General features: G+C 42.9%; 19 protein-coding genes and 1 tRNA gene. 7 read left to right on the forward strand and 13 right to left on the reverse strand.

Going from position 1 to position 22,775, the window contains the following annotated elements; all coding sequences use genetic code 11:
• The first annotated feature begins 101 nt into the window (after positions 1-101).
• Positions 102-1,262, forward strand: a complete 1,161-nt coding sequence (pdxB, locus tag G4Y78_RS13295) for a 4-phosphoerythronate dehydrogenase PdxB (RefSeq protein ID WP_163833478.1) — start codon at positions 102-104, stop codon at positions 1,260-1,262.
• Between the two features lie 359 nt (positions 1,263-1,621).
• On the opposite strand, the gene G4Y78_RS13300 is transcribed toward pdxB, so the two are convergent.
• From G4Y78_RS13300 to G4Y78_RS13310, 3 genes are all read right to left on the reverse strand, one after another.
• Positions 1,622-1,786: a PA1571 family protein gene (locus tag G4Y78_RS13300; RefSeq protein ID WP_163833479.1), complete on the reverse strand. Its 165-nt coding sequence runs from the start codon at positions 1,784-1,786 to the stop codon at positions 1,622-1,624.
• A 291-nt stretch (positions 1,787-2,077) separates the two neighbouring features.
• The gene (locus tag G4Y78_RS13305; RefSeq protein WP_163833480.1) at positions 2,078-2,518 is read right to left on the reverse strand and encodes a hypothetical protein; all 441 of its coding nucleotides are present in this window, start codon (positions 2,516-2,518) and stop codon (positions 2,078-2,080) included.
• 169 nt (positions 2,519-2,687) lie between these two features.
• Positions 2,688-3,902, reverse strand: a complete 1,215-nt coding sequence (locus G4Y78_RS13310; protein ID WP_163833481.1) for a pyridoxal phosphate-dependent aminotransferase — start codon at positions 3,900-3,902, stop codon at positions 2,688-2,690.
• A gap of 196 nt (positions 3,903-4,098) precedes the next feature.
• On the opposite strand from G4Y78_RS13310, the gene msrB reads away from it, so the two are divergent.
• Positions 4,099-4,503 (forward strand): peptide-methionine (R)-S-oxide reductase MsrB, encoded by a 405-nt coding sequence (msrB, locus tag G4Y78_RS13315; RefSeq protein ID WP_163833482.1) that lies wholly within the window; start codon positions 4,099-4,101, stop codon positions 4,501-4,503.
• A gap of 56 nt (positions 4,504-4,559) precedes the next feature.
• Positions 4,560-5,063, forward strand: coding sequence for a glutathione peroxidase (locus G4Y78_RS13320; RefSeq protein WP_163833483.1), 504 nt, complete (start codon positions 4,560-4,562; stop codon positions 5,061-5,063).
• Positions 5,064-5,238: 175 nt separating this feature from the next.
• Here G4Y78_RS13320 and G4Y78_RS13325 read toward each other — a convergent pair whose 3' ends face one another.
• A complete protein-coding gene (locus G4Y78_RS13325; protein ID WP_163833484.1) occupies positions 5,239-7,623 on the reverse strand; it encodes a response regulator in 2,385 nt (794 codons plus the stop codon).
• A 136-nt stretch (positions 7,624-7,759) separates the two neighbouring features.
• Complete coding sequence (locus G4Y78_RS13330) at positions 7,760-8,545, reverse strand: hypothetical protein (protein ID WP_163833485.1); 786 nt, start codon at positions 8,543-8,545, stop codon at positions 7,760-7,762.
• A 267-nt stretch (positions 8,546-8,812) separates the two neighbouring features.
• On the opposite strand from G4Y78_RS13330, the gene G4Y78_RS13335 reads away from it, so the two are divergent.
• The 3 genes from G4Y78_RS13335 (at position 8,813) to G4Y78_RS13345 (ending at position 11,312) form a co-directional block, all read left to right on the forward strand.
• Positions 8,813-8,888, forward strand: a tRNA-Glu gene (locus tag G4Y78_RS13335).
• Positions 8,889-9,084: 196 nt separating this feature from the next.
• On the forward strand, positions 9,085-10,056 hold the full coding sequence (locus G4Y78_RS13340) for a carbohydrate kinase family protein (RefSeq protein ID WP_163833486.1): 972 nt from the start codon (positions 9,085-9,087) through the stop codon (positions 10,054-10,056).
• Positions 10,053-11,312, forward strand: a complete 1,260-nt coding sequence (locus tag G4Y78_RS13345) for an AGE family epimerase/isomerase (RefSeq protein ID WP_230425732.1) — start codon at positions 10,053-10,055, stop codon at positions 11,310-11,312. The genes G4Y78_RS13340 and G4Y78_RS13345 overlap by 4 nt, the downstream gene beginning before the upstream one ends.
• A 9-nt stretch (positions 11,313-11,321) precedes the next feature.
• Here G4Y78_RS13345 and argF read toward each other — a convergent pair whose 3' ends face one another.
• Positions 11,322-12,320: an ornithine carbamoyltransferase gene (gene argF, locus G4Y78_RS13350; RefSeq protein WP_163833487.1), complete on the reverse strand. Its 999-nt coding sequence runs from the start codon at positions 12,318-12,320 to the stop codon at positions 11,322-11,324.
• A 782-nt stretch (positions 12,321-13,102) separates the two neighbouring features.
• Here argF and G4Y78_RS13355 point away from each other — a divergent pair.
• Entirely contained in the window at positions 13,103-13,750 is a 648-nt protein-coding gene (locus tag G4Y78_RS13355; RefSeq protein ID WP_163833488.1) for a hypothetical protein, read from the forward strand.
• A 121-nt stretch (positions 13,751-13,871) separates the two neighbouring features.
• Here the strand turns inward: G4Y78_RS13355 and astB are convergent, their stop codons facing one another.
• The 7 genes from astB to G4Y78_RS13390 all read right to left on the reverse strand — a co-directional run bounded on the left by astB (position 13,872) and on the right by G4Y78_RS13390 (position 22,676).
• Entirely contained in the window at positions 13,872-15,209 is a 1,338-nt protein-coding gene (astB, locus tag G4Y78_RS13360; RefSeq protein WP_163833489.1) for an N-succinylarginine dihydrolase, read from the reverse strand.
• Positions 15,210-15,274: 65 nt separating this feature from the next.
• Positions 15,275-16,744, reverse strand: a complete 1,470-nt coding sequence (astD, locus tag G4Y78_RS13365) for a succinylglutamate-semialdehyde dehydrogenase (protein ID WP_163833490.1) — start codon at positions 16,742-16,744, stop codon at positions 15,275-15,277.
• A gap of 2 nt (positions 16,745-16,746) precedes the next feature.
• Complete coding sequence (gene astA / locus G4Y78_RS13370; protein WP_163833491.1) at positions 16,747-17,787, reverse strand: arginine N-succinyltransferase; 1,041 nt, start codon at positions 17,785-17,787, stop codon at positions 16,747-16,749.
• A 203-nt stretch (positions 17,788-17,990) separates the two neighbouring features.
• Entirely contained in the window at positions 17,991-18,791 is an 801-nt protein-coding gene (locus G4Y78_RS13375) for a DUF1338 domain-containing protein (RefSeq protein WP_163833492.1), read from the reverse strand.
• Between the two features lie 78 nt (positions 18,792-18,869).
• Positions 18,870-19,901 carry an arginine N-succinyltransferase gene (locus G4Y78_RS13380; RefSeq protein ID WP_163833493.1) on the reverse strand — a complete coding sequence of 344 codons (1,032 nt, stop codon included), beginning with the start codon at positions 19,899-19,901 and terminating at the stop codon, positions 18,870-18,872.
• Position 19,902: 1 nt separating this feature from the next.
• Entirely contained in the window at positions 19,903-21,132 is a 1,230-nt protein-coding gene (locus tag G4Y78_RS13385) for a hydrolase (protein ID WP_163833494.1), read from the reverse strand.
• Between the two features lie 317 nt (positions 21,133-21,449).
• Positions 21,450-22,676, reverse strand: a complete 1,227-nt coding sequence (locus G4Y78_RS13390) for an aspartate aminotransferase family protein (protein WP_163833495.1) — start codon at positions 22,674-22,676, stop codon at positions 21,450-21,452.
• Between the last annotated feature and the right edge of the window lie 99 nt (positions 22,677-22,775).

Genomic DNA, 22,775 nt, shown 5'->3' on the forward strand with positions numbered 1-22,775 from the left:
CCGCTTTCTCGTCAGTTTTTGCCTTGTCTTTGCTTCGCTTATAACGTTTTGTGACTGCTTTTCTCTTGAAAAGGTCTATCCAGTTTACTGAAGAACCGATTATGAAAATTGTTGCTGACGAAAATATCCCATTACTTAATGCTTTTTTTCAGTCGATTGGGGATATTACCACTTACCCTGGTCGGGAGATTGGTCCTGAGCAGGTCGCTGATGCTGATATACTGCTGGTGAGGTCTGTTACCCAAGTCAATCAAGCATTACTGGCCAACAGTAGTGTACGTTTTGTGGGGACTTGTACCATCGGTACGGATCATATTGATTTAGCTTATTTGCAAGAGCAGGGCATTAACTTTGCGGCTGCACCGGGCTGTAATGCGAATGCTGTTGTTGAATATGTAATCAGTGTGCTGGATGTTTTAGCGGAGCAGCAAGGTTTTAACTGGCAAGAAAAAGTGGTGGGGATTGTAGGGAAAGGCAATGTGGGAGATCGTTTATATCAAGCACTGACTAAATTAGGTATCACTTGTCTTGTTAATGACCCGATTTTAGAAGCAGCAGAAGACGAAAGTTGCGAATATGTTTCCCTAGATCAACTACTGGCTGAAAGTGATATTGTCACTTTACATACCCCACTAACGGAAACGGGTGATTACCCGACTTATCATTTATTGGATGCCGCTCGTTTGGAAAGCCTAAAACCCGATACGATTCTGATTAACGCCAGTCGCGGTGCAGTAGTGGATAATCAAGCCTTACAAACCTTACTAGCCTCTGGAAAACCTCTCACAGTCGCATTAGATGTATGGGAGCATGAGCCAGATATTAATCGTCAACTGTTGCCTTTGGTCGCAGTGGCAACCCCTCATATTGCGGGGTACAGCGTTGATGGCAAAATTGCAGGCACAGAAATGGTGTATCGGGCCATTTGTAGGGCCTTTGGTCTGCCAAGCCGCGTGCGGGTGGAGGGTATTAAGCCACTGCCTGTCCTGAAAGCATTAAGTTTTAGTAGTGATGCTAGTTTAGAGGAAGTGCTGTCTACTTCTATCCGCTCTGTTTATGATGTAAGGCGGGATGATGCGCTATTTCGCAACAGCCTTCGGGAATTAACAGAAAGAGAGTCTACAGCAAGGGTATTTGATTCGCTACGTAAGCATTATCGTAGCCGACGGGAGTTTTCTACTGTAAAAATTAAGATTAAAAAATGCCCAGGAAAAATCAGTTCAGCATTGAAGGCTTTAAACTTTAATATAGTGACAGTTTGATTATACTCTTCGCGAATGCATTTTATACCCCTAGGGCACAAGGGCTTTGTTATCGACGCTTTTCACCCCAGTCATTTATTACAAATAAACTCCTGGGGGCAAGTCTGTTACTGTAAGACTTGCGGTAGCTACTTTAATTTATAAAAAAGTGCTACTGGAACTCATCGCTTCATTGCCTCGCCTAAAATGTCCTTCGCTTTGAGTATACGCTCTTTTGATAAGTATAAAAAAAACACCGCCATTGGCGGTGTTTTTGTTGGAAGTAGTAGGTTGAGAGAAACTCGCTTGGTGTTGCCTAATTTTTAGTTGACACTTTGTTGAGGTAGCTTTTTACTTCAATAGCTGGTTAGTGGGAATGATTATTTTTTCTTATAAACCCAGGCTTTTTCCAGTTTTTTACAAGCTTTCATAATCATTGTTTCAGTGATAGGAATTTCGTTGCCATTTTCATCGATTACGGCGGCGCCATACAACAAGTTGGCTGGTCGCGTAGATTTTGTTGCTATCATGGGTTGGGTGCGCATAAGTTACCTCTTAGCCTAATCAGTACAGTACACGAGAGTATTACCAAAGCACCTGTTATGACTGGATTATTATTAATTTAGTTTTACTCCAAAGTGCTAAGGCGTTTAGTAAGTCACACTTTATTGTTTTTAGTCCTTTTTTTGTGAGATTAAACGAGGATCGTTACACCCTGCAACTGCTGGCATGGTTTTTTTTATACCGTTCAGGACTATTAAAAGAAACGCTGATTTACAAAACGCCTATATGTTAGCAAACACTTATTTTAAACTAAGGATTAGTACGTATAGAGATTATCGGCTGTTAGTAAAGAAGGCTTTCAGTACCTGCTTGATATTAGTAGCGCTTTGTGACTGTACTGCATTGCGTAACTGTTGAGCCAAAGTGGCTTGCTGTTCTGCCACTGATGGTGGAACTTGAGGGTCAGTTTCAGGGGCTGAGGCTAATAAAGTAAGCCCTGCCAAACGAACAAAAGCTGTTTCAGTTAATACAGCCTGGTCAATGGCATCCTGGCGGATAGTGTCTTGATAACGCAAGTAGCCCTCACTGCCTAACCAAATCATGCTACCAAAGCAGGCAAGATGCCGATCATGAGGGATACCAAACTCATCCGGCTCATAGCTACCAATGATGTCATCTACATAGAGCGTACTGCTTCGGGGGAATACGCGATATAACCGAAGCAGAATATGGGCACAATCGTGGTAAAAGTCGTCAATGTGAATATCAGCCATATGCTAACAACTATATAGTTTGCTTAATATCTGTGGTTGGGTTGCAAAGTTATCAAGAAAGGTAGTGCTTAGTAATGCACCCTCCTGATTGATAGGGAGCATTACTCGTTGTTAGGCAACTACCTATATGAAAACTTAGTTGACTTGTCGTGAAATTGTCACGCTAAGTTTAACGGAAATATTGTTGTAAAAACTCACCGAAGCGTAGAATGGCATCTTGTAGGTCTTCGGCATGAGGTAATGTAACGATTCTTAAGTGGTCAGGTTCTGGCCAGTTAAAGGCAGTACCTTGTACCAGTAGGATTTTTTGTTGAAGCAATAAATCCAGCACTAGCTGTTCATCATTAACCACCGGGTATACTTTAGGGTCAAGTTTAGGAAACGCATAAAGTGCACCAGTGGGCTTAACACAGCTCACGCCTGGGATTTCATTAAGTAATTGCCAGGTAATATCTCGCTGCTCTTTTAACCGGCCACCAGGTAGTACTAAATCATTAATACTTTGATAACCGCCTAATGCAGCCTGGATAGCATGCTGGGTTGGCATATTGGGACATAGGCGCATGGAGGCTAGCATGTCCAGGCCTTCAATATAGCCTTTGGCTTTTTGTTTCGGTCCATGAATCACCATCCAGCCGGAACGAAATCCGGCTGCTCGGTAAGATTTAGACAGGCCATTAAAGGTTACGGATAGAACATCATCAGCTAGGCTAGCCAAGGAGTGATGCTGAATATCATCGTATAAAATTTTGTCATAGATTTCGTCGGCAAAAATAACTAGCTTATGTTGCCGGGCAACTTCTATTAACTCTTCTAAGAAAGCTTTAGGATAAACAGCACCTGTTGGATTGTTAGGGTTGATCACCACAATACCACGGGTTTTGTCGGTGATTTTTTGTTTAATATCTTCAAGGTCTGGGTACCAGTTGGCTTGCTCATCGCAACGGTAATGTACTGGTTTGCCTCCTGACAAGCTGACAGCAGCAGTCCAAAGTGGGTAATCAGGAGAGGGGATTAATAACTCATCGCCGTTATTAAGCAGACCTTGCATTGCCATCACAATCATCTCACTGACCCCATTGCCAATATAAATATCGTCAATGGCTACATCCAACATGCCTTTCTGCTGGTAGTACTGCATGATAGCCTTACGGGCAGAAAATAAGCCTTTGGCATCGCCGTAGCCTTGGGCCTTAGGTAGGTTATGAATGACGTCTTGAATGAGTTCATCTGGGGCATCGAAGCCAAATGGGGCGGGGTTGCCGATGTTTAGCTTGAGTACACGATGGCCTTCATCTTCAAGGCGCTTCGCTTCATTTAAGACGGGACCACGAATGTCATAACAGACACCCACCAATTTTTCAGACTTATCCACCAACTGCATGGTATGACCCTGTAAATAAAAATTTTTCCAGAGAAAAAACCACTATTTATTACTGTTAGTAAATCAAAATGGCATTTTCTAAATCAATCTAAGCCTTTTGATATCTACCCATCAGGGTATATTTTTTATGTTGCTGAGATTAAGCTGAATTGTAATGGTTAAAGGTGTATAAATCACTGGCTAATTGAGGTCAATTATGGCAAAAGTTGACAAAACTGAGTCCCAATGGCAACAGCAGCTAACCCCTGAGCAATATCGGGTTTGCCGACAAAAAGGCACTGAGCCACCTTTCACTGGGCAATATGAAGCATTTGATGGCGAAGGCATTTATCATTGCGTGTGCTGTGGCCAGGCATTGTTTGATTCAAACCATAAATATCATTCTGGTTCTGGATGGCCAAGTTATTGGCAGCCGATTAGTAGTGGAGCGGTGCTGGAAGACAGTGATAGTAGCCTTGGGATGCAACGTATTGAAGTACTCTGCAGCCAATGTGATGCCCATTTAGGGCATGTATTTTCGGATGGTCCAGAGCCAACCGGATTGCGTTATTGTATTAATTCAGTGGCATTAGCGTTTTCACCCAAGGTGCCGAGTGAATAGCAAATTATTGAACGAATATAAAAAGTGTTTGGTATCCAACCAAGTGAGAATAATTCATGGATGAAATTTATCAAATAATCTGTCAAACCATTGATGGCCAGTCAGTTACCTTGGCAGATTACGTTGACAAGGTTATGTTGATTGTTAATACGGCCAGCAAATGTATGTTCACGCCCCAATATCAGCAATTAGAACAACTGCATCAGCAATACCAGCAAAAAGGGCTTGTGGTATTGGGGTTTCCTTGTAATCAATTTAGGCACCAGGAACCAGGTGGTGAGCATGAGATTCAGCAGTTTTGTGTCAGTCGGTATGGGGTGAGTTTCCCAATGTTTGGGAAAATAGATGTTAAGGGTGATGATGCCCATCCACTATTCCAGTTGCTAAAACAAAAAGCACCTGGTTTTCTGGGTAGCCAGGCGATAAAGTGGAATTTTACCAAATTTCTGGTAGCGCCTGGGGCCAGGCAAATAAAGCGTTATTCTCCACAGACCTTACCAGAAGTGATTGAGCCTGAAATTAAAAAGTATTTAGCGATGCGTCAGAGTGATGCGGCTTAAGGTCTCCTCTGAAAAGTACGGCTTGCGGTGTGTAAGGTTGGTTGCCTTTCTAAGCAAACCCATACAGTGTAACAGCTTCGCAGGCTGTGCCTTGATTGTGAGTTGACCAGAACCTGAGTCAGCAAACAATTATTGGTGCCCTTAGTTTTATTGTTTGTAGTAACTTTGATTCGAGCTAAGCTGTTTTTTGCTTTGCATTTTTCGGGACCCATTTTTCAATGACTTGTCGCAGCTGCTCATTTTTAAATGGTTTAGCAATATAGTCGTCCATTCCTGCATTCAAGCATTTTTGTCGATCGTGGCTGAGGGCATTAGCGGTGAGTGCCACAATTGGAAGGTGTTGGGTCGCTGAATTATTTCGAAGTTGCTGGGTAGCTGCATAACCGTCTAGTACTGGCATGTTGCAGTCCATGAAAATTAAATCAAAATCATTTTCCTCGCAGAGATCAATACACTCTTGGCCATGGCTAGCTAACGTGACCTGATGCCCTAGTTTTTCCAGCATGCCTTTAGCAACCATTTGATTAATGTGGTTATCTTCCACCACTAATAGCTGGTAAGAGGGTGTACGTACTTCAGACGTTGATTGTAAGGGAGTTATGTTGCTTTCTGGTGCAGAGATATGCAGCGTAGTTAATAGGGCTTGATATAAGTCGTTACGTCTTAATGGTAATGGTAATTGCTGATTGATATGCAATAACTCGACTTCTTGTCGGGTGAGTAGTGATTGATGAGGTGTGGCATAAATAATATTGATATCAGGGGCTAAATTATAAAACTCTTGAATCACACCTGGGTTATCAAGAATGATGCAAGAGTAAGGTGCTAGTTGCCGGTCTTGTAGTTGGCTAGCTAGAGGAGCTTGATAATCCAGCAATGTGTGAGGCATTTGCCAATAGCTGAAGTAATGGCTTAGGGTGTCTTGCAGAGCTTCATGACAATAAATTAAGACATGGTGCTGATGAAGTTGCTGGGCAATTTCAATGTGATGTACCTGGTCTGGTTTTACTAAGGGAATGGTGACGATAAAGGTGCTGCCTTTATTGGGTGTGGAGTCCACTTGTAAGCTGCCACCCATGGCTTCTGTCAGATTTTTACTGAGTGCTAGCCCTAAACCTGTACCACCGTATTTACGGTGAATGGTTTCATCGGCCTGAGAAAATGGCTTGAATACTTCGTTAATGGTTTCCTGGCTGATGCCAATACCGGTATCAACCACTTTAAATTGAATGGATAAATCGCTGGGGCTTTCTTTGAGTATGGAAGCTGCCACCTTAACATTGCCTTCAGCAGTAAACTTGATAGCATTACTGACTAAGTTGCCTAAAATCTGGTGAATTCGAGTTGGGTCGCCTAGTAGGTTTTCTGGAATACCTGGATCGATATCACATTCAAGTGAAAGGTTTTTATCGGTAGCATTTTGACTAAACAGATTGACCACATCTTCAATGGTATCCCGTAAGTCAAACTCCACTTGTTCAAGCAGCAGTTTACCTGACTCAAATTTAGATAAATCTAAAATATCATTTAATAACTGAATCAAAACCTTGCCTGAGTTATAGGCAATATTCAGTTGCTGCTTTTGTTCTGGGGTGAGTTCGGTATCAAGGGTTAGGCCGATCATACCTAGCACACCATTAATGGGGGTGCGAATTTCATGGCTCATATTGGCTAAGAAAGCGGCGCGGGCATTGGCCATCCGTTCTGCTTCCTGCTTAGCTCTGTTCAGCATGTCGTTACTGGTTTGCAATTTTTTATTCGCTGCCAGTAACTCACTGGTTCGTTCGTCAACAATAGTCTCTAATTCTGTTAAATAATGGCGAAGCTGATTTTCAGCCTGGTGGCGTTTTTTTAAATGAGCGCTGATACTGTGAAAATATTGGTTAGTGGTTTCTACCAGCTCACCTATTTCATCTCGTTCATGGTTCGGTGGGCAGGGGAGTTTGGCCGGCTCATCCTGCTCAGGATCAAGTTGTTTCATTGACTTGATTAACCCTACCAAGGGTTTAGTGAGCATGACATAGAAAAGTAGCAGCAATAGAATGGATAAAAACAGGCTGCGGATAAAGCCAGTCATTAAAGTCATGGCAGCACGTTGCAGAAAATTAGCACCAATTGCATAGGTATCAATCTCAATTTCCAACACCCCGAGTCGCTCTTGTGGGTTATAGTCAATGTGCAGGATTTCTTTATAGTGCTTTGTTTTGCCAAATAAAAAGTCACTTAAATTGCGGTAAGGGGCTGCTTGTACTGGTTCTCTTGCTTGGGCGAGAACAATGCCGCCATTATCTAATAGTTGAGCGCTAATAATGGTGGGTGACTCCAACAGTCCATTAACTAACTCTTGGGCGAGTTCAGTGTCAATGTTATAGGCCATCCGAGCGGCAGGGTTGCGGGTGATATCAATAATGCTTTTAATTTGATGGTCAATGAAGGCTTTTTCATAACTAAAATCCATTGCTACCTGGATAAAGCTGAGTAATGTGCCAATAAAAAAAGCCAGTAACACCGTGTTTCTGGCTTGTTTGTAAGAAAGTCGCTCAGTAAATTTAATATTCATTGGCTATATACTGCATTACTTCTTTTATTTCTGGACCAAGATCAACATCACTTGTTTAATCGTATTACCTGGAAAATACCTTTTATTAAAAGGTGGAGTTATCCAAGCTAACTACTACTGTCTTATGATTTATTGCCTAATCATAAACGTTTTTCTTTTTCCAGTCGTCATCTTTACCTTTTAATTCGTCTATCTGATCAATAAGCTGACCGCTGCTGGTTTCAGTTTTTCCTGCCTTTTCACTTTCTTTTTGTTCGAGAGTACGGATGAGGCTTTGCAACGGCTTAATTTGCTCTGTGTACTGTTGGTTTTGGTTGCGTTTTTTTAGTTCATCAACGGCTTGGGTGTAATAGTTTATTGCGGATCGATATTTCTTTTGCTTCTCAGCTTCTCTACCAAAATAACTCAGTAATTCAATAGAGGTATTAACAAGTAAGCCTTTGATGTGTAGCGAAAACTTATTAGCATCGGCTTTATTTAGGCGGCTGTTTTTATAACTATCAGAGACTTGACGGTAGAGTTCGTGTAGTAGTGACTTAATTTCTTTAGCTCGTTTTTCTGAGGTAATTGCAAACGCTTCTTGTTGCTTATTAGCGACTTCTTGCTGAATAACACTTAGTCGTTGTTTGACTTGCTCCATGCTATTGAGGACATCAGGATCGACCTTTCTTCCGCACAGGTCTTTAATGCATTCTAGAGCATGCTGTTTCTCTTCGAGTAAGAAGACTGCTAAACCGTTGCTCAGCATTTGCAGGGGAATGTCATTAAGTAAATAGTCTGCACGTCGAACTCGGCTATTGAATTCTGATAATAACCGGGCTTTCTCTAAACGAGCATTATCAAGAGAGTGTTTAACGTAGGCGACTATGGTAATCACCACAATCACCACCACGATTGAAATAACTATGCTAATTGGCGACACAGTCTTTCCTATTAGTAGTAATAAACTGTTTGGCTATTACAAATAATAGTCAAAATTAACAGTTACCTGCTGAAAGCATAGCCCACTCTATCCCAGGAGAAGTACTTTGCAGCACTCAAGTGCAATAGATTGTCATTCTATGGTTAAAAGTATGAAAAATACTTGACGCTATTGCTATAACTAACTACTATAGCGCCGCCTACTCGCGGTGGCGAGTAGCAGACGTTGAGTATTCAACAATTCAGTTTGTTGTTAAGACAAATTGTTGTCCCCTTCGTCTAGTGGCCTAGGACACCGCCCTTTCACGGCGGTAACAGGGGTTCGAGTCCCCTAGGGGACGCCACATCTAAAAAGGCAGCCAACAGGCTGCCTTTTTTCGTTTTAGACATCCGTAAAATCCCATCAATTAGGATAAGGTTTAAACTAAACGCCAGCCGTCGTATCCTGTTAGCCATTACATCAAGTCGTGTCATTACTTTTTTCTCACTTCAGGGGGTATTGCAGCATAGACTATGCTGTGCCCTCAAAGGATTACTGCTATGGGCGTCGTATATTCGTTTGGTGAGCTGTTAGTCGATATGCTGGCTCAGCCAGACCAACAGCAAGGACTGCATTATCGGCCATTTTCTGGAGGGGCGCCGGCTAATGTAGCCGTTGCGGTTGCCAAGTTGGGTGGTCAAAGCTGTTTTATCGGGCAGGTGGGTGACGATTTTTTTGGTCACTGGCTGGTTGATTCAGTTAAACAGTATGGTGTGAATAGCCGCTATCTGTTTACCTCTTCTCAGGCTAAAACTGCTTTGGCCTTTGTTAGTCTAGATGCCCATGGTGAGCGCTGCTTTAGTTTCTATCGAGATCAAACCGCTGACCTTTTGTTTGACCTTGCGTGCCTGGATCAGGTGGACTTTCAAGCTGCTGCTGTGTTCCATTGCTGTTCTAATACCTTAACTGACCCAGACCTGGCGAATGTGACTTTGGAAGCACTCCAGCGTGCGCGCCAACAGGGGGCGATTACCAGCTTTGACATCAACTTGCGGTCAGCACTTTGGCCGACTGATCGATCACCCTATGAAGCGATTGAATCCTGTCTTAACCATGTCGATTTGGTAAAAGCCAGTGTTGAAGAGCTAACTCAGTTGAAGCCAGACTGGGGTATTAATCAGTGGCAGGATTGGTTGTTGAGTAAAGGTTGTCAGCTACTTGTGATAACTGATGGTGCCAAGCCAGTGCGGGTGATTACGGCTAATCAGCAGTTTGAGCAGGTAACTCCCGCGGTTAAGGTTGTGGATACTACTGCTGCAGGTGATGCTTTGGTCGGGGGGCTACTGTTTGGTTTGGCCAATGGACTAAAGCAAAGTTTGTCCTTTGCTGACTGGTTAGCCACTGATGAATTGCTAGTAGCGGTGGCTCAAGCTGTAGCCTGTGGTGCTTTAACCGTGAGTCGGGCGGGGGCTTTTCCTGCCTTACCTACCTTAGCAGAAGTGAAGGCATTAACCCAAAAGGCAGACATATGAGTCAATTAGAGAATAAGACAACGGCTATGGATAAAATAATCACTGCAAAAAAAACGGTGCCTGACTTTCAAAGTCCTGAGTTTTTATTAGCACATATTCGGTCAATATTGGCCTTTTACGACAGTCGTTGTATGGATCAGCAACGGGGTGGTTTTTATCATCATTTTAAGGATAATGGTGATATTTATGATTCTGATACGCGACACTTGGTGTCCAGCGCTCGTTTTGTGTTTAATTATGCCAAAGCCACTCGTTTTATTGATCGTCAGCAATATCTACCTTATCTAAAATATGCGCTTGCTTTTTTAGAACAGGCCCACTGGCAACCTGATACAAAAAGCTATGCTTGGCTATTGGGTGCTGATAATCAAGTGCTTGATGGTACTAACCACTGTTATGGATTGGCATTTGTATTATTGGCTTACGCAGAAGCACTACAAGCTGGTGTTGGCTCTGCTCAACAAGTGGCGGCTGTTTTTGAGTTGATGGAGCAATATTTTTGGGATCCGCAACACCAGTTGTATAAAGATGAAGCGTCAGCTGATTGGCTGCACATTTCTCCTTATCGAGGCCAAAATGCCAATATGCATAGTTGTGAGGCCCTGATTGCTGCCTACCAGGCTACTGGAGAACAGCGCTATCTAGATCGCGCACAAACGTTGGCAGGGCAGGTCACTCAGCATCTAGCCAAGCAGGGGGATGGGTTTGTTTGGGAGCACTATCATTCTGATTGGCAAGTTGACTGGGATTATAATAGAGATAACCCACGCCATTTATTTCGCCCCTGGGGTTTTCAACCTGGTCATCAGACTGAATGGGCCAAATTGTTATTAATCCTCAATCGATATAAACCTGCAACTTGGTTAGTGAGCACGGCAGAACACTTATTTGTTGAATCATTAGCCATTGCTTGGGATAGCAAGTTGGGTGGAATATGTTACGGCTTTGATCCTAACCATCATATTTGTGATAGCGATAAATATTTTTGGGTGCAAGCTGAAAGCTTTGCAGCGGCAGCCCTTTTAGCAGAGGCAACTGATAATCTGATGTACTGGGATTGGTATCAGCGAATTTGGCAATTCAGTTGGCAGCATATGATTGATCACCAGTATGGCGGCTGGTTTCGTATCCTTGATGGCCAAAACCAGAAGTATGATGAATTAAAAAGCCCCGCTGGTAAAACGGATTATCATACCATGGGGGCTTGTTATGAGGTGCTGAATGTACTGGGTAAAATGCCAGAGATAGGTGGTTAAGTATGAGCTTTAGGCCAGTGTTGCCACCATAACTGACTTAATGGTGTGCATTCGGTTTTCAGCTTGGTCGAAGACGATCGAGTGGGGTGATTCAAATACATCTTCAGTTACTTCTAGACCGTCAAGCCCATATTTTTCATAAATAGTTTCACCTATGGTGGTTTCCCGGTTATGGAAGGCAGGCAAACAGTGCAGAAATTTTACTTTTGGATTCTCCGTTAAATCCAGTACTTGTTTATTTATCTGATAAGGGCTGAGTAGCTTGATGCGCTCTTCCCAAATAGACTCTGGTTCACCCATCGACACCCACACATCTGTGTAGAGGAAGTCTACACCATGAACCGCTACTGTTACATCTTCAGTGAAAGTCAGTTTTGCGCCTGTATTAGCGGCAATGGCTTCTGCCTGCTTAATTAATTCTGGTTGGGGGCGGCATTGGGATGGGCAAGCCATGCGAAAATCTAAACCCATTTTTGCAGCACCGATTAATAATGAATTCCCCATATTGTTAGCACCATCGCCTAGATAACAGAGAGACTGTGCTGACAATGCTTTGGTGCAGTGTTCTGTCATTGTCAGAAAATCAGCCAGAATTTGCGTAGGGTGGAATTCATTGGTTAGGCCATTCCACACAGGTACGCCAGCATATTTGGCTAACTCCTCAATTGTGCTCTGATGATATCCACGGTATTCAATGGCATCATACATCCGGCCGAGAACGCGAGCGGTGTCTTTCATTGACTCTTTATGGCCAATTTGTGAACCACTGGGGGCCAGATAAGTCACATTGGCACCTTGGTCATAGGCTGCGACTTCAAAGGCGCAGCGTGTGCGAGTAGACGTCTTTTCGAAAATCAGCGCAATATTTTTTCCTCGTAAGCGAGGTGCCTCGTTTCCAATGTATTTAGCCGACTTCAAGTCGCGAGCTAAATTGATTAAAAATTGAATTTCGGCAGGGCTGAAATCAAGTAATTTGAGGAAATGCCGATTGCGCAAGTTAAAGGCCATGCTGATTTCCTTTTATTAAATCGTCTGGCTAATTAATGAAAAAGGTGATGGTGATAATGGTTAAGTCAGTAGTGCTAACCAAGCCAATAAGGTTAACATGAAAAAACACACTAAGTGTTTAATAAATGTAAAAATGCCAGGGCAGTGCTCTTCCATCCATTAGGTAGGCAGTGTATGATTAGCCGCCAATACTTGTAATAGGGATAATGTAAGTCTTTTAGGCTTTATTTCAGGAGAAAACGGCCTTATATACCATCAAACAGCAGTGCTGATAAGTCCTATAGTGCATTAATATTAAGATTAAACATTAAATTAGTGCCTTAATCCGTTGGAAACCGTTGATTGCTGCGCTTTAGGTCTTTATAATCCGCCGGGAACTTACTCTGGGTGGGTCATTCCTGCTGTTGAGTGCTATTAGATAGGGTAAACCTATCAAGACTGAGTTTAAACAATCACAGCTAAATGCGTCTCCCAAATCTTTATTTGAGTAACACAGTTGTCCTAGGACATCCAATGTCAGGCAGGTTGTTACAGTATTATTGAAGGTTGCCGATAAGCTTTTCAGCATAAGCTGTTATACGGCAACCTTATTGGGGAGTTCTCAAGGTGATTAACTAAACCTAGTCAACCTAACCAGCCAAGTCGCTAACTTGGCGTGATGTTATCGTGTTTGGCTTAATACGGCTAAGGAGGGCAGCAGCTTGTTGATTGCACTTTATGCCGTAGAGATAAGTCAACCCATTAAACTTTAACCAAGACCTGGAGAAGTGAACTAGGCACTTATGATGACAGAAATTAGTAACCTGGAACAAATTGAGCGTTTAGAACAATTAATGGCGGTAGAAGAGGAGGTTCGCTCCTCTTTTGAAGAACAAATTGAGGGCTACGAAAAACAAATTCAATTATTACGTAAACAATTACAGTCGGCTAAGTCTGAAAATAAGCAAATGCACAATCAGACAGAGCAACTGAAAAAGCAGCTGAAGCAAATTAACCCAGAGCGGGCAAAGCGCAAGGCGCTGGAGCAGAAAAAACGTAACGAAGAACTCACTAAAGGTAATCAGTTACTTAGAACTAAGGTGAGTGAGCTGAAAGAAAAAGTAGCGGCTTTATCAAAAGATTTAGAGCAGGCTAAGCAAGAAGCCGAAGCAGGCACAGAAGAAGCTGATTCAGCTAAGTCAGAACAACAAGTACAGTCAGTTGTTAGTAATGCTGAGCCGGTATTTGTTTCCTCCAATGAACACTGGAAAGTGTATCCTATCGAAGCAGCGATTGCTGATGAACACCCAGAAAACGCTAAATATGTTGTACTTGATGTAAGAACTGGTTGTACTAAGTTAGCGGTTTTAGAAGAGGGTGACATCAACTTCCCTACCATGAACCGTTTACCTCAGGAAGTAAAAAACTTTATTCAGTCTGAAGGCGCTTAAGTTCTCAAGCTAAGAGCTATTTAGCTAATTACTAAAGAGGCCATTACCAGCCATCATTATTTGATTTTAATGATAACTGGTAATGGCCTTTTTAGTTCTGTCGTGTAAAGTTTAGAAGAAATTACAGTTGAAAAGGATAGACTGAGCCTAATTCCAAAATATTCGTTAATTCATCCAATGCAGTACGGGATTCCATTAATAATTTTGGATCAGCCAGATCTGTCTCTGATAAGCAATCACGGTAGTGTTTTTCAATCCATGCATCTAAACTAGCGAATAAATGATCGCTCATTAAGCAGGCTTGATTAATTTCAGCTTGTTCTACCTCAGTCAAAACAATACGTAGCCGCAGACAGGCTGGTCCACCACCGTTACACATACTTTGTTTTAAATCGAAAAATTTAACTTCTTTAATGGGGTTATTGCTGGCAATCAGCTTCTGTAAATAGTGGTAAACAGCAGTATTTTCTCGGCACTCTTCAGGAACAATAATCGCCATACCGCCTTTAGGTAAGGCAATTAATTGGCTGTTAAATAGATAAGAACTCACCGCATCCGCAACGGAAACGGCACTCGAAGGTACTTCAACAAAGTGGAAAGGGGTGTTGCCAAAAGCTGCACTCACATCTTCCATGACTTGCTTTTTAGATAAAAAAGCATCCTCATGAAAAAATAATACATTTTGGTTACCAACAGCAATTACATCGTTATGGAAGACACCTTGATCAATGACCATCGGGTTTTGTTGGGCGTAAACCACTTTTTTGGGGTCTAACTGATGTTGTCGTGCAATAGCAGCAGATGCCTCATAGGTTTGTCTGGCAGGGTACTTCGTAGGCGCTGGTTTGCTGCTATCAAATGCATGTCTACCAAAGACAAAAAACTCAACACCAGTATCATTATAATTTTCACAGAAACGGGTGTGGTTAGCAGCACCTTCATCGCCAAAATGTTCAGCACCCGGTAAAGCCTGGTGATGGGCAAAATGCTGTTCATTAGTAAAAATAGCTTCAAGAATACGACCAGTTGTGTGGTGTTCAATGGAACGGTGGAATTTATTGGTCAGATTCGCTGGAGTGAAGTGGACTCGCCTATCACTGGTATCAGCACTGGGTGATACGGTTGCAGCATTTGCAGTCCACATGCTGGAAGCCGAGCAGCAATTAGCTAAAATTCGTGGCGCTTGTTTAGCGGCTTGCTCCAGGACTTTTTGGTCTGAGCCAGTAAAACCCAGCCGGCGTAGGGTGTGAATATCCGGGCGCTCTTGAGGGGCCAGTACGCCTTGTACTAGCCCTAAGTCATAAAGCGCTTTCATTTTTTTTAAGCCTTGCTTAGCAGCCTCTTTTGGGTTGGAACTGGCTTGTTGGTTGAGCTCAGAAGCAACATTACCATAAGAAAGACCACTGTAATTGTGTGTGGGGCCAACTAAGCCATCAAAATTGGCTTCAACTGCTTGCATGGATGACTCCTAAAACTGTCAAGGGATGGTGCCCTGAATTACCTAATAGACTAGATGAAATAGTACTAGGGTAGTGACAAACCTGGTGCTAACGTTTCTGGTAAGCTCAGCTCATCGGCTTCTAAGCTGGCGACAGGGTAAGCGCAGTAATCTGCTGCATAATAGGCGCTGGCCCGGTTGTTACCACTGGCACCAACACCACCGAAAGGAGCTGCACTGCTAGCACCAGTGGTTTGCTTATTCCAGTTGACAATACCTGCTCGGATTCGGCGTAAAAAGTAGTCATAGCGCTCACGACTATTACTTAATAGTCCAGCAGACAAGCCATAACGGGTGTTATTTGCGGTAGCGATGGCTTCATCAAAGTCATCATAGCGAATCACTTGTAGCATTGGCCCAAACAGCTCTTCATCAGGTAGTTCAGTTATATCAGTCACATCAATCAAGCCTGGGCTAAGCAAGCCGGTACCAGGTTTCAATTTTTTGGCTTTAACTAACGATTTACCACCAAGCTTTTCTAGGTTGCTTTGGCCTTGCAGAATATGATCGGCAGCGGCTTCAGTGATTAGAGACCCCATAAACGGTTGATCATCGTCGTCATACAAGCCTACTTTAACGTGTCTGATGGTTTCCTGTAAGCGGGCCATAAACTGATTACCTTGCTCGGTATTAGGTACAAATAAGCGACGAGCACAGGTGCAGCGTTGACCGGCAGAAAGATAAGCAGACTGAACTGTGTCGTGAACGGCCGCATCAATATCATTAATCTGGTCAACGATCAGAGGGTTATTACCCCCCATCTCAAGCGCCAGGATTTTGCCTGGGTTGCCAGCAAACTGCTGATGAAGTAAATGGCCGGTATTAGAGCTGCCAGTAAAGAATAAGCCGTCAATACCTGAGTGGTTGGCTAGAGCTATACCAGTTGTTTTTTCTCCTTGAACTAAATTCAGTACGCCTGCTGGGATACCTGCTTTTTCCCAAAGCTTGACTGCTGCTTCAGCCACTTTTGGTGTCAACTCGCTGGGTTTGAACACCACTGTGTTGCCAGCCAGCAAAGCAGGAACAATATGCCCGTTAGGTAAATGACCGGGGAAATTATAGGGACCAAATACCGCTACTACCCCATGAGGACGATGCCGAAGTACTGCTCTGCCGGCTGGAACCTCTGCGGTTTTGGTACCAGTTCGTTCATGATAGGCCTTAATGGAAATATCGATTTTACCAATCATAGCAGCCACTTCAGTACGAGTTTCCCAGAGAGGCTTGCCTGTCTCTTTGGCAATCAATAAGGCTAAGGCTTGCTTTTCCTCAGTTAGTAACTGAGCAAACTGTTTGATAATGGCTTCTCGTTGCTCATAGGTTAAATCTGACCAGGGTAAAAAGGCATTGCGGGCAGCAATGACGGCAGCATCTACTTGTGCTTCAGAGGCACAGTTACCTTCCCAAATCACCTTATTTTTTGCAGGGTCTACAGAGGTAAAGGAATCGCCTTCACCTGCTTGCCAGTTGCCATTAATAAATAGAGTTGAAGTCATAATTAAACTCTCCTACCACTGGATAGAGGGACTACCCGTACGGAGTCGCCTTCTTCGGCCTGAAGGTTTGCAGCAACGGTAGGGGTAATATAAATCAGGTTTTGTTTATCTTGGGTCAGTGGGCTCATGCAGCAGCGAAAGCCATTAAGTGACGTATTACTAATCAGATGTAATTCACCTTGTTGATGATGAGCTTCTTCACTAATACGAATTTTTACATAATGGCTTTCTCTAATTGCCCGAATTTCATCAAAGCGAGCAGTAATGGTAGGCCCTGCATCAAAAATGTCCATATAACCTTCATAACGAAACCCTTCTGCTTCCAGCATTTTTAATGCAGGTAAGGTATTTTCATGAACCTTGCCGATAACCGCTTGAGCGCTTTTTGGTAAAAGGTTGGTGTAAATTAGGTGCTTAGGCATTAATTCAGCTATAAAGACTTTTTCTCCAATACCGGTTAAGTAGTCAGCTTTAGAAAAATCGATGGAAAAAAAGTGGCGACCTAACCCTTCCCAAAAAGGTGAAATACCATCCTTATCTGAGATGCCCCGCATTTCTGCAATCACTGTTTCAGCAAACCGCTGAGGAAATTCTGCCATAAATAAAAAACGGCATTTAGATAATAGGCTACCATTTTTACTGTGCCGATAATCAGGGTCTAAAAACAGGGTACAAATTTCGGAACAGCCAGTATGGTCATTGGTAATACTTAAAGTATTAACTACATTGTGGACATTCAGCTCACGGGAAGAATGCATTAAGGTGCCCAGTCGATAGTTATACCAAGGCTCACTTAGACCAACGCTAGCCATAATACCGCAAATGCCGGCTACACGGTGGTTAGCGGTATCTTCTAAGACAAACAGGTAACTTTCTTCCCCTGGTTCTTTAACTTCCTTGGCAAAGGCGGCTAAAGATTTTTCAAGACGATTACGAACCAGTTTTTCATTAGGCTGTAGGGAAGTAAACCCTGGGCCGGTTTTTTCAGCAAGTTCATAAAATCTATCGTAATCGTCGGCTGCGATAGGTCGAATGATCATCATAATGTTGTTACTCACTCGCAAGTGAAGCTATTTAATCCAAACACGACAATATTTTTATTGCTTGCTAAAGTCTGATAAGGACTAATAAACGACACTTTAGATGTTATACCTTGATTGGGTTTGTTGTTCCATATTGGATACTAGATTTATTTTCAACATTCTTTTGCGAGACCCATTTAGGGTATACAAATGTGTATTATTGGTTACCTAGCATCAGTACTTTCAAAAATTTTGTCAGCTGATTGTGCGACAAAACCTGGGTAGAACTTCCCTGAGGGTAGTGGGTAGCGCCGCGCAAACTCGTAAAAACAGCTGGGAATAGCGACCGTTTGGTCGTTAAACTGTACTGCCGTTTTATTAGCAAGAGTTGCTGACTGTTCTAAATAAACCTCAGGTGAACCTTTTATTAACCCACCACTGGTATTAAGCTCAAATCCTTGATCAAGCAGGAATTGGTTAACTGCTTCCAATGTTTGATGGGATTTTAATGCATTAATATAAACTGTAAAGTGGTTTGGTCGGTAACCAAATGCACTCATCCAGGCTGCATATTCACTTTCTGCTAGTAATTGCTGATATGTCGCATAGTCTGTATTCCAATGACGACCAGAAAAACAAAAATTATCAGTGGTTACCGCATCTGCTGGAATTTGTTCTACTAAGTACTCAATAATGGCACAAGTTTCTTGTGATAGTTGTTCAACCAATAACTCACTGATAAATATTTTCGGCAAGTTTGGGTCTTCATGCTGAAAATGTTTAGCATAGAGTTTCTTTTCTTTAAACTCATATTCATCAGCGGCTTGATAACCTGCATCAATAAAAGGTTTAGCCAGCTTATTAATTGTTACTTTTGGTAGGTTGAAGGTGCGTAATGCAATGTGATCGTTAATTACCTGCCCATCATTTTGATCAGAAAACAACTGATAAATTTTCTGTGCATCGGGATTTAGGTTTAAATAATCTTGCCACATGGCATTCATTAATTGGTCAATTTTTCTCATGACAACTTCCTATTACTACTTAATTACTATCAATTGTTGTATTTTTTTACTGCCAATACAGCTGGCCAAACTGGCTTGTCATCGGCTCAACTGAACCGAGGAGTATTGGACATAATCACCTTTTGACAGCAGTAGCGCGCTGGCTTCTGCTTCAGAAAGAACCGGCTGGTCAGGATTAAAAGGAATTAACATACAACGATATTGAGGTTGCAAATGATTGCTTACTAAATACCAATGTTTTGCTGCTGGTTTTTGGGTGGCCTTTTCTCCAATAGCCGGCTGACATTGTTGGCTATTACTGATGGTTTTTAATTTTTTAGTATCGGCTTCCAATGTTGGGCCTGCATCAAAAATATCCATATAACCACGGTGTTGAAAACCTTCTTGCTTCAGTAATTCCATATTAAAAGTTACATCTTCCCGAGGCTTGCCCAGCGTCGCCTGGGCCTCTTTGCTTAATAACGGGACATAAACAGGGTATTGGGGCATTAAGCTGGCAATAAATGCATTGGAGTTAATACCCACTAAATAAATTGCCTTAGCAATATCCATACTGAAAAAATGTTTCCCCAAACACTCCCAAAAGGGCGATTTTCCCTCGTTGTTTAAAACTCCTTGTAATTCTACAATTGTACGTTCGGCAAACCGGTTTAATGCCAGGTTCATAAATAACAAGCGGGCTTTTGACAGCAATTGATAGTGGTGTTCCTGTTGATGCTGTGGGTCAATGAATAAAGTGCACAAACGAGTTGAGCCTGCATAATCCTGGCAAAGGTGTAATGCAGGAATTCTATTATGGATTTGTAATTCAGGTGAAGCATGAACCACTGAACTAGTCCGGTAGTTATAAAAAGGCCACTTTAAGCCGATAATGGCTTCAATACCTGATACACCAATGATTTCCTGGGTAGCCTGATTTTCCAGCACGAAATGAAAACTTTCACCACCTGGCTCATGATTTAACTGCTTTAACGAGCGTTGGGTTGAGCTGATAATACTGCTTAAATGATCACGATTGGCGGGCAAAGTGGTTAAACGACCACCACAAATAATTGCCAGTCGCTCTAGTGCTGGTAAATCATTATGGGTAACAGGCCGAACAATTAGCATTTTAGTGCTCCAGCCAGATCTGCTGGTCGCCAGTGGCCAGCTTAAACAGTAGTAGCGCCGATAGTTTGGCCCGAGCTACCAGGCTATCTACTTTTAGATATTCCTGATCACTGTGAATATTGCCACCTTGAACTCCTAAGGTATCAATATTAGGTAGTCCATGGGCTGCCAGGTTATTGCCATCACAACAGCCACCGGTTGGTTTCCAGGTAATATTTAGCCCCAGTGCCTGACCACAGCTTTGCGCTAATTCAAACAGTTTGGTGTTAGCGGTAGAGAGCACTTTTGGTTTGCGGCCAAACTCCCCATGCAATGTCAAGCTAATGCCATCCCGCTGATTTATTTGTTCAACCAGTTGATTGAGCTGCTCTAAACACCAGATTTCATCAGCAGGGTTATGTAAGCGGATATTGAATTTGCTAATACATAAGTCCGGGACAATATTGACTGGTCCGCCCCCTTGAATGAAGCCTGGGTTTATAGTGACCCCATCCCGTTGGCCATTTAAATCATCAAGTTGGCTGATAAAATCACTGAGAGCACGAATTGCATTGCGGCCTAAGTGATGTTCACGACCCGCATGGGCGGCTTTACCTCGACAGACCACAGTAAAGTTGCCACTACCTTTGCGAGCACCCGCCAGGTCGCCATCAGGAAAACAAGGCTCATAGATAAACCCTATATGGTTACGCTCGGCACAACCCGCAAATAAAGATTTTGAGCTGGGTGAGCCAATTTCTTCATCGGGATTAAATAGGATTTCCCAGCCTATTTTTTCTGCAAAAGGACTCTGTTCGAAGCATTCTAATGCTTTTAACATCACCATGATGCCGCCTTTTAAATCAGTAACACCGGGGCCATTAAGGGTATTGTCATCCAGCCAGCGAATGGATTGGAAGTGATGGTCAATACCAAACACAGTATCCATATGCCCACAGAGAAATACCCGGAAGGGGGCATTAGGGCGTTTTATAATGCTGAGAGCGTCTCCCAAGGGAGAGTGGATAATATCTCCCTGATCATTGATTTGCTCGTAATCAGGCATGGCAATAGTGGTTTGCTCACCATTCAAAGGGCGAGTTAATTCACTTAGTTTTTGGCGAACCTGATTTACCCCAGCAGCATTCAGGCTGCCAGAATTGATATTAGCCAGTTCAATGGTCTGATTGACCATTTCATTATGTTGACTATCCAGCCAGTCTAAGTAGGGAGCAAAGGTATTATTATTCATTTAGCCACTTGTCATTGTCTCAGCTTTCCTTGCTGCCCATTATTTCGAAAAAAGGACATAGAGACTAGAGATAGAATGATGAAATTGCGACGGGATTTATCAGTAAAAGGCCGTAACTTGCTAAATGAGGACTATTTTCAGCAATGGTTTTTGGAATGTTGGTGAGGAACTTCCTTTGCAATATCTAGCGGATATGGGGTAATAGGGTGTGCTGTAGCTCTAAGCTCTTGATGGGCTATGGAAGGCCCATCAAGAACGGCAGAAGTCCATATCGGACACTAGATTTTCAACACCTTATTGAAAAGAGGTTCTAGGTCTTAAGCATCTGGTCCTGCAGCAACTACATCAGCTATCCCTTTTTCCAGGCCAGCTAAGCCAGCTTTGATATCTTCATCAGGGATAATCAAGGAAGGTGCCATCCGTAACACATTCGGTCCAGCCACTAAGATCATAGTATTGTGCTCTCTAGCGGCGGCTAAAAATTTAGCTGCTTTACCGTGCCATTCAGGTTTAAGAGCGGCACCAACCAATAAGCCTTTGCCCCTTAACTCAGTAAATATTTGATGTTTTTCGTTAATGGCATTCAAGCCGTCTTCAAACCGTTGGCGTTTTTTCAACACACCTGCCAACACCTCAGGAGTATTGATAATATCAACCACTTCATTTGCTACGGCACAAGCCAGTGGGTTGCCGCCATAAGTGCTGCCGTGAGTACCAAAGCCTAAGCTAGGAGCAATTTTATCAGTCGTTAGCATAGCTCCAATGGGGAAGCCACCACCTAATGCTTTTGCAGTACTAAGGATGTCAGGCTCAATACCATAATCCATGTAGGCATAAAGCTTACCTGTACGACCAACGCCACTTTGCACCTCGTCAAACACTAATAAGGCATTATATTGATCGCATAACTCTCTAGCTCGTTTAATAAAGGCTGGATCACCACAGATAATACCGCCTTCACCTTGTACGGGTTCCATTACAACAGCACAGGTCTTGTCAGAAATAGCTGCTTCCAGAGCAGCAATATCGTTGTACGGACAGTGAGTAATTCCCCCTGGTACTGGCTCAAAGCCTTCCCGATATTTTTGCTGACCACCGACTGAAACAGTAAACAGGGTTCGACCATGGAATGACTGAGTAAAGGAAATAATTTCGTTTTTCTCTGGGCCAAAGTTGTCGTACGCATATTTTCGGGCCAGTTTAAAAGCTGCTTCATTAGCTTCACCGCCGGAATTGGCAAAAAATACTTTATCAGCAAAAGTCAGCTCAGTGAGCTTTTTCGCTAGGGCTAAAGCGGGCTCGTTGGTGTAGACATTACTCAAGTGCCAGAGTTTTTCAGCCTGATCCTTCAGTGCAGCCACTAAGCGGGGGTGACAGTGCCCCAAGGCGTTAACGGCAATGCCGCCAGCAAAATCAATAAACTCGTTACCTTGCTGGTCCCAAACCCGTGAGCCTTTACCGCGTACTGGAATGATGGTCTGTGGGTTGTAGTTAGGTACCATCACTTCATTAAAAAGGTCACGAGTGAGTGTTTGATCTGTCATTATCTTACCTCTTAGTTTTTTTGTTTGCTCTGCATTAAATGCAGTCGCTATTCCTTGGTGTTGCTTAGTTAGCTGCCAGTGCAGCTGGCAGCAATGATG

Origin of the sequence: Spartinivicinus ruber, assembly GCF_011009015.1 — a bacterium.
Lineage (GTDB): Bacteria > Pseudomonadota > Gammaproteobacteria > Pseudomonadales > Zooshikellaceae > Spartinivicinus > Spartinivicinus ruber.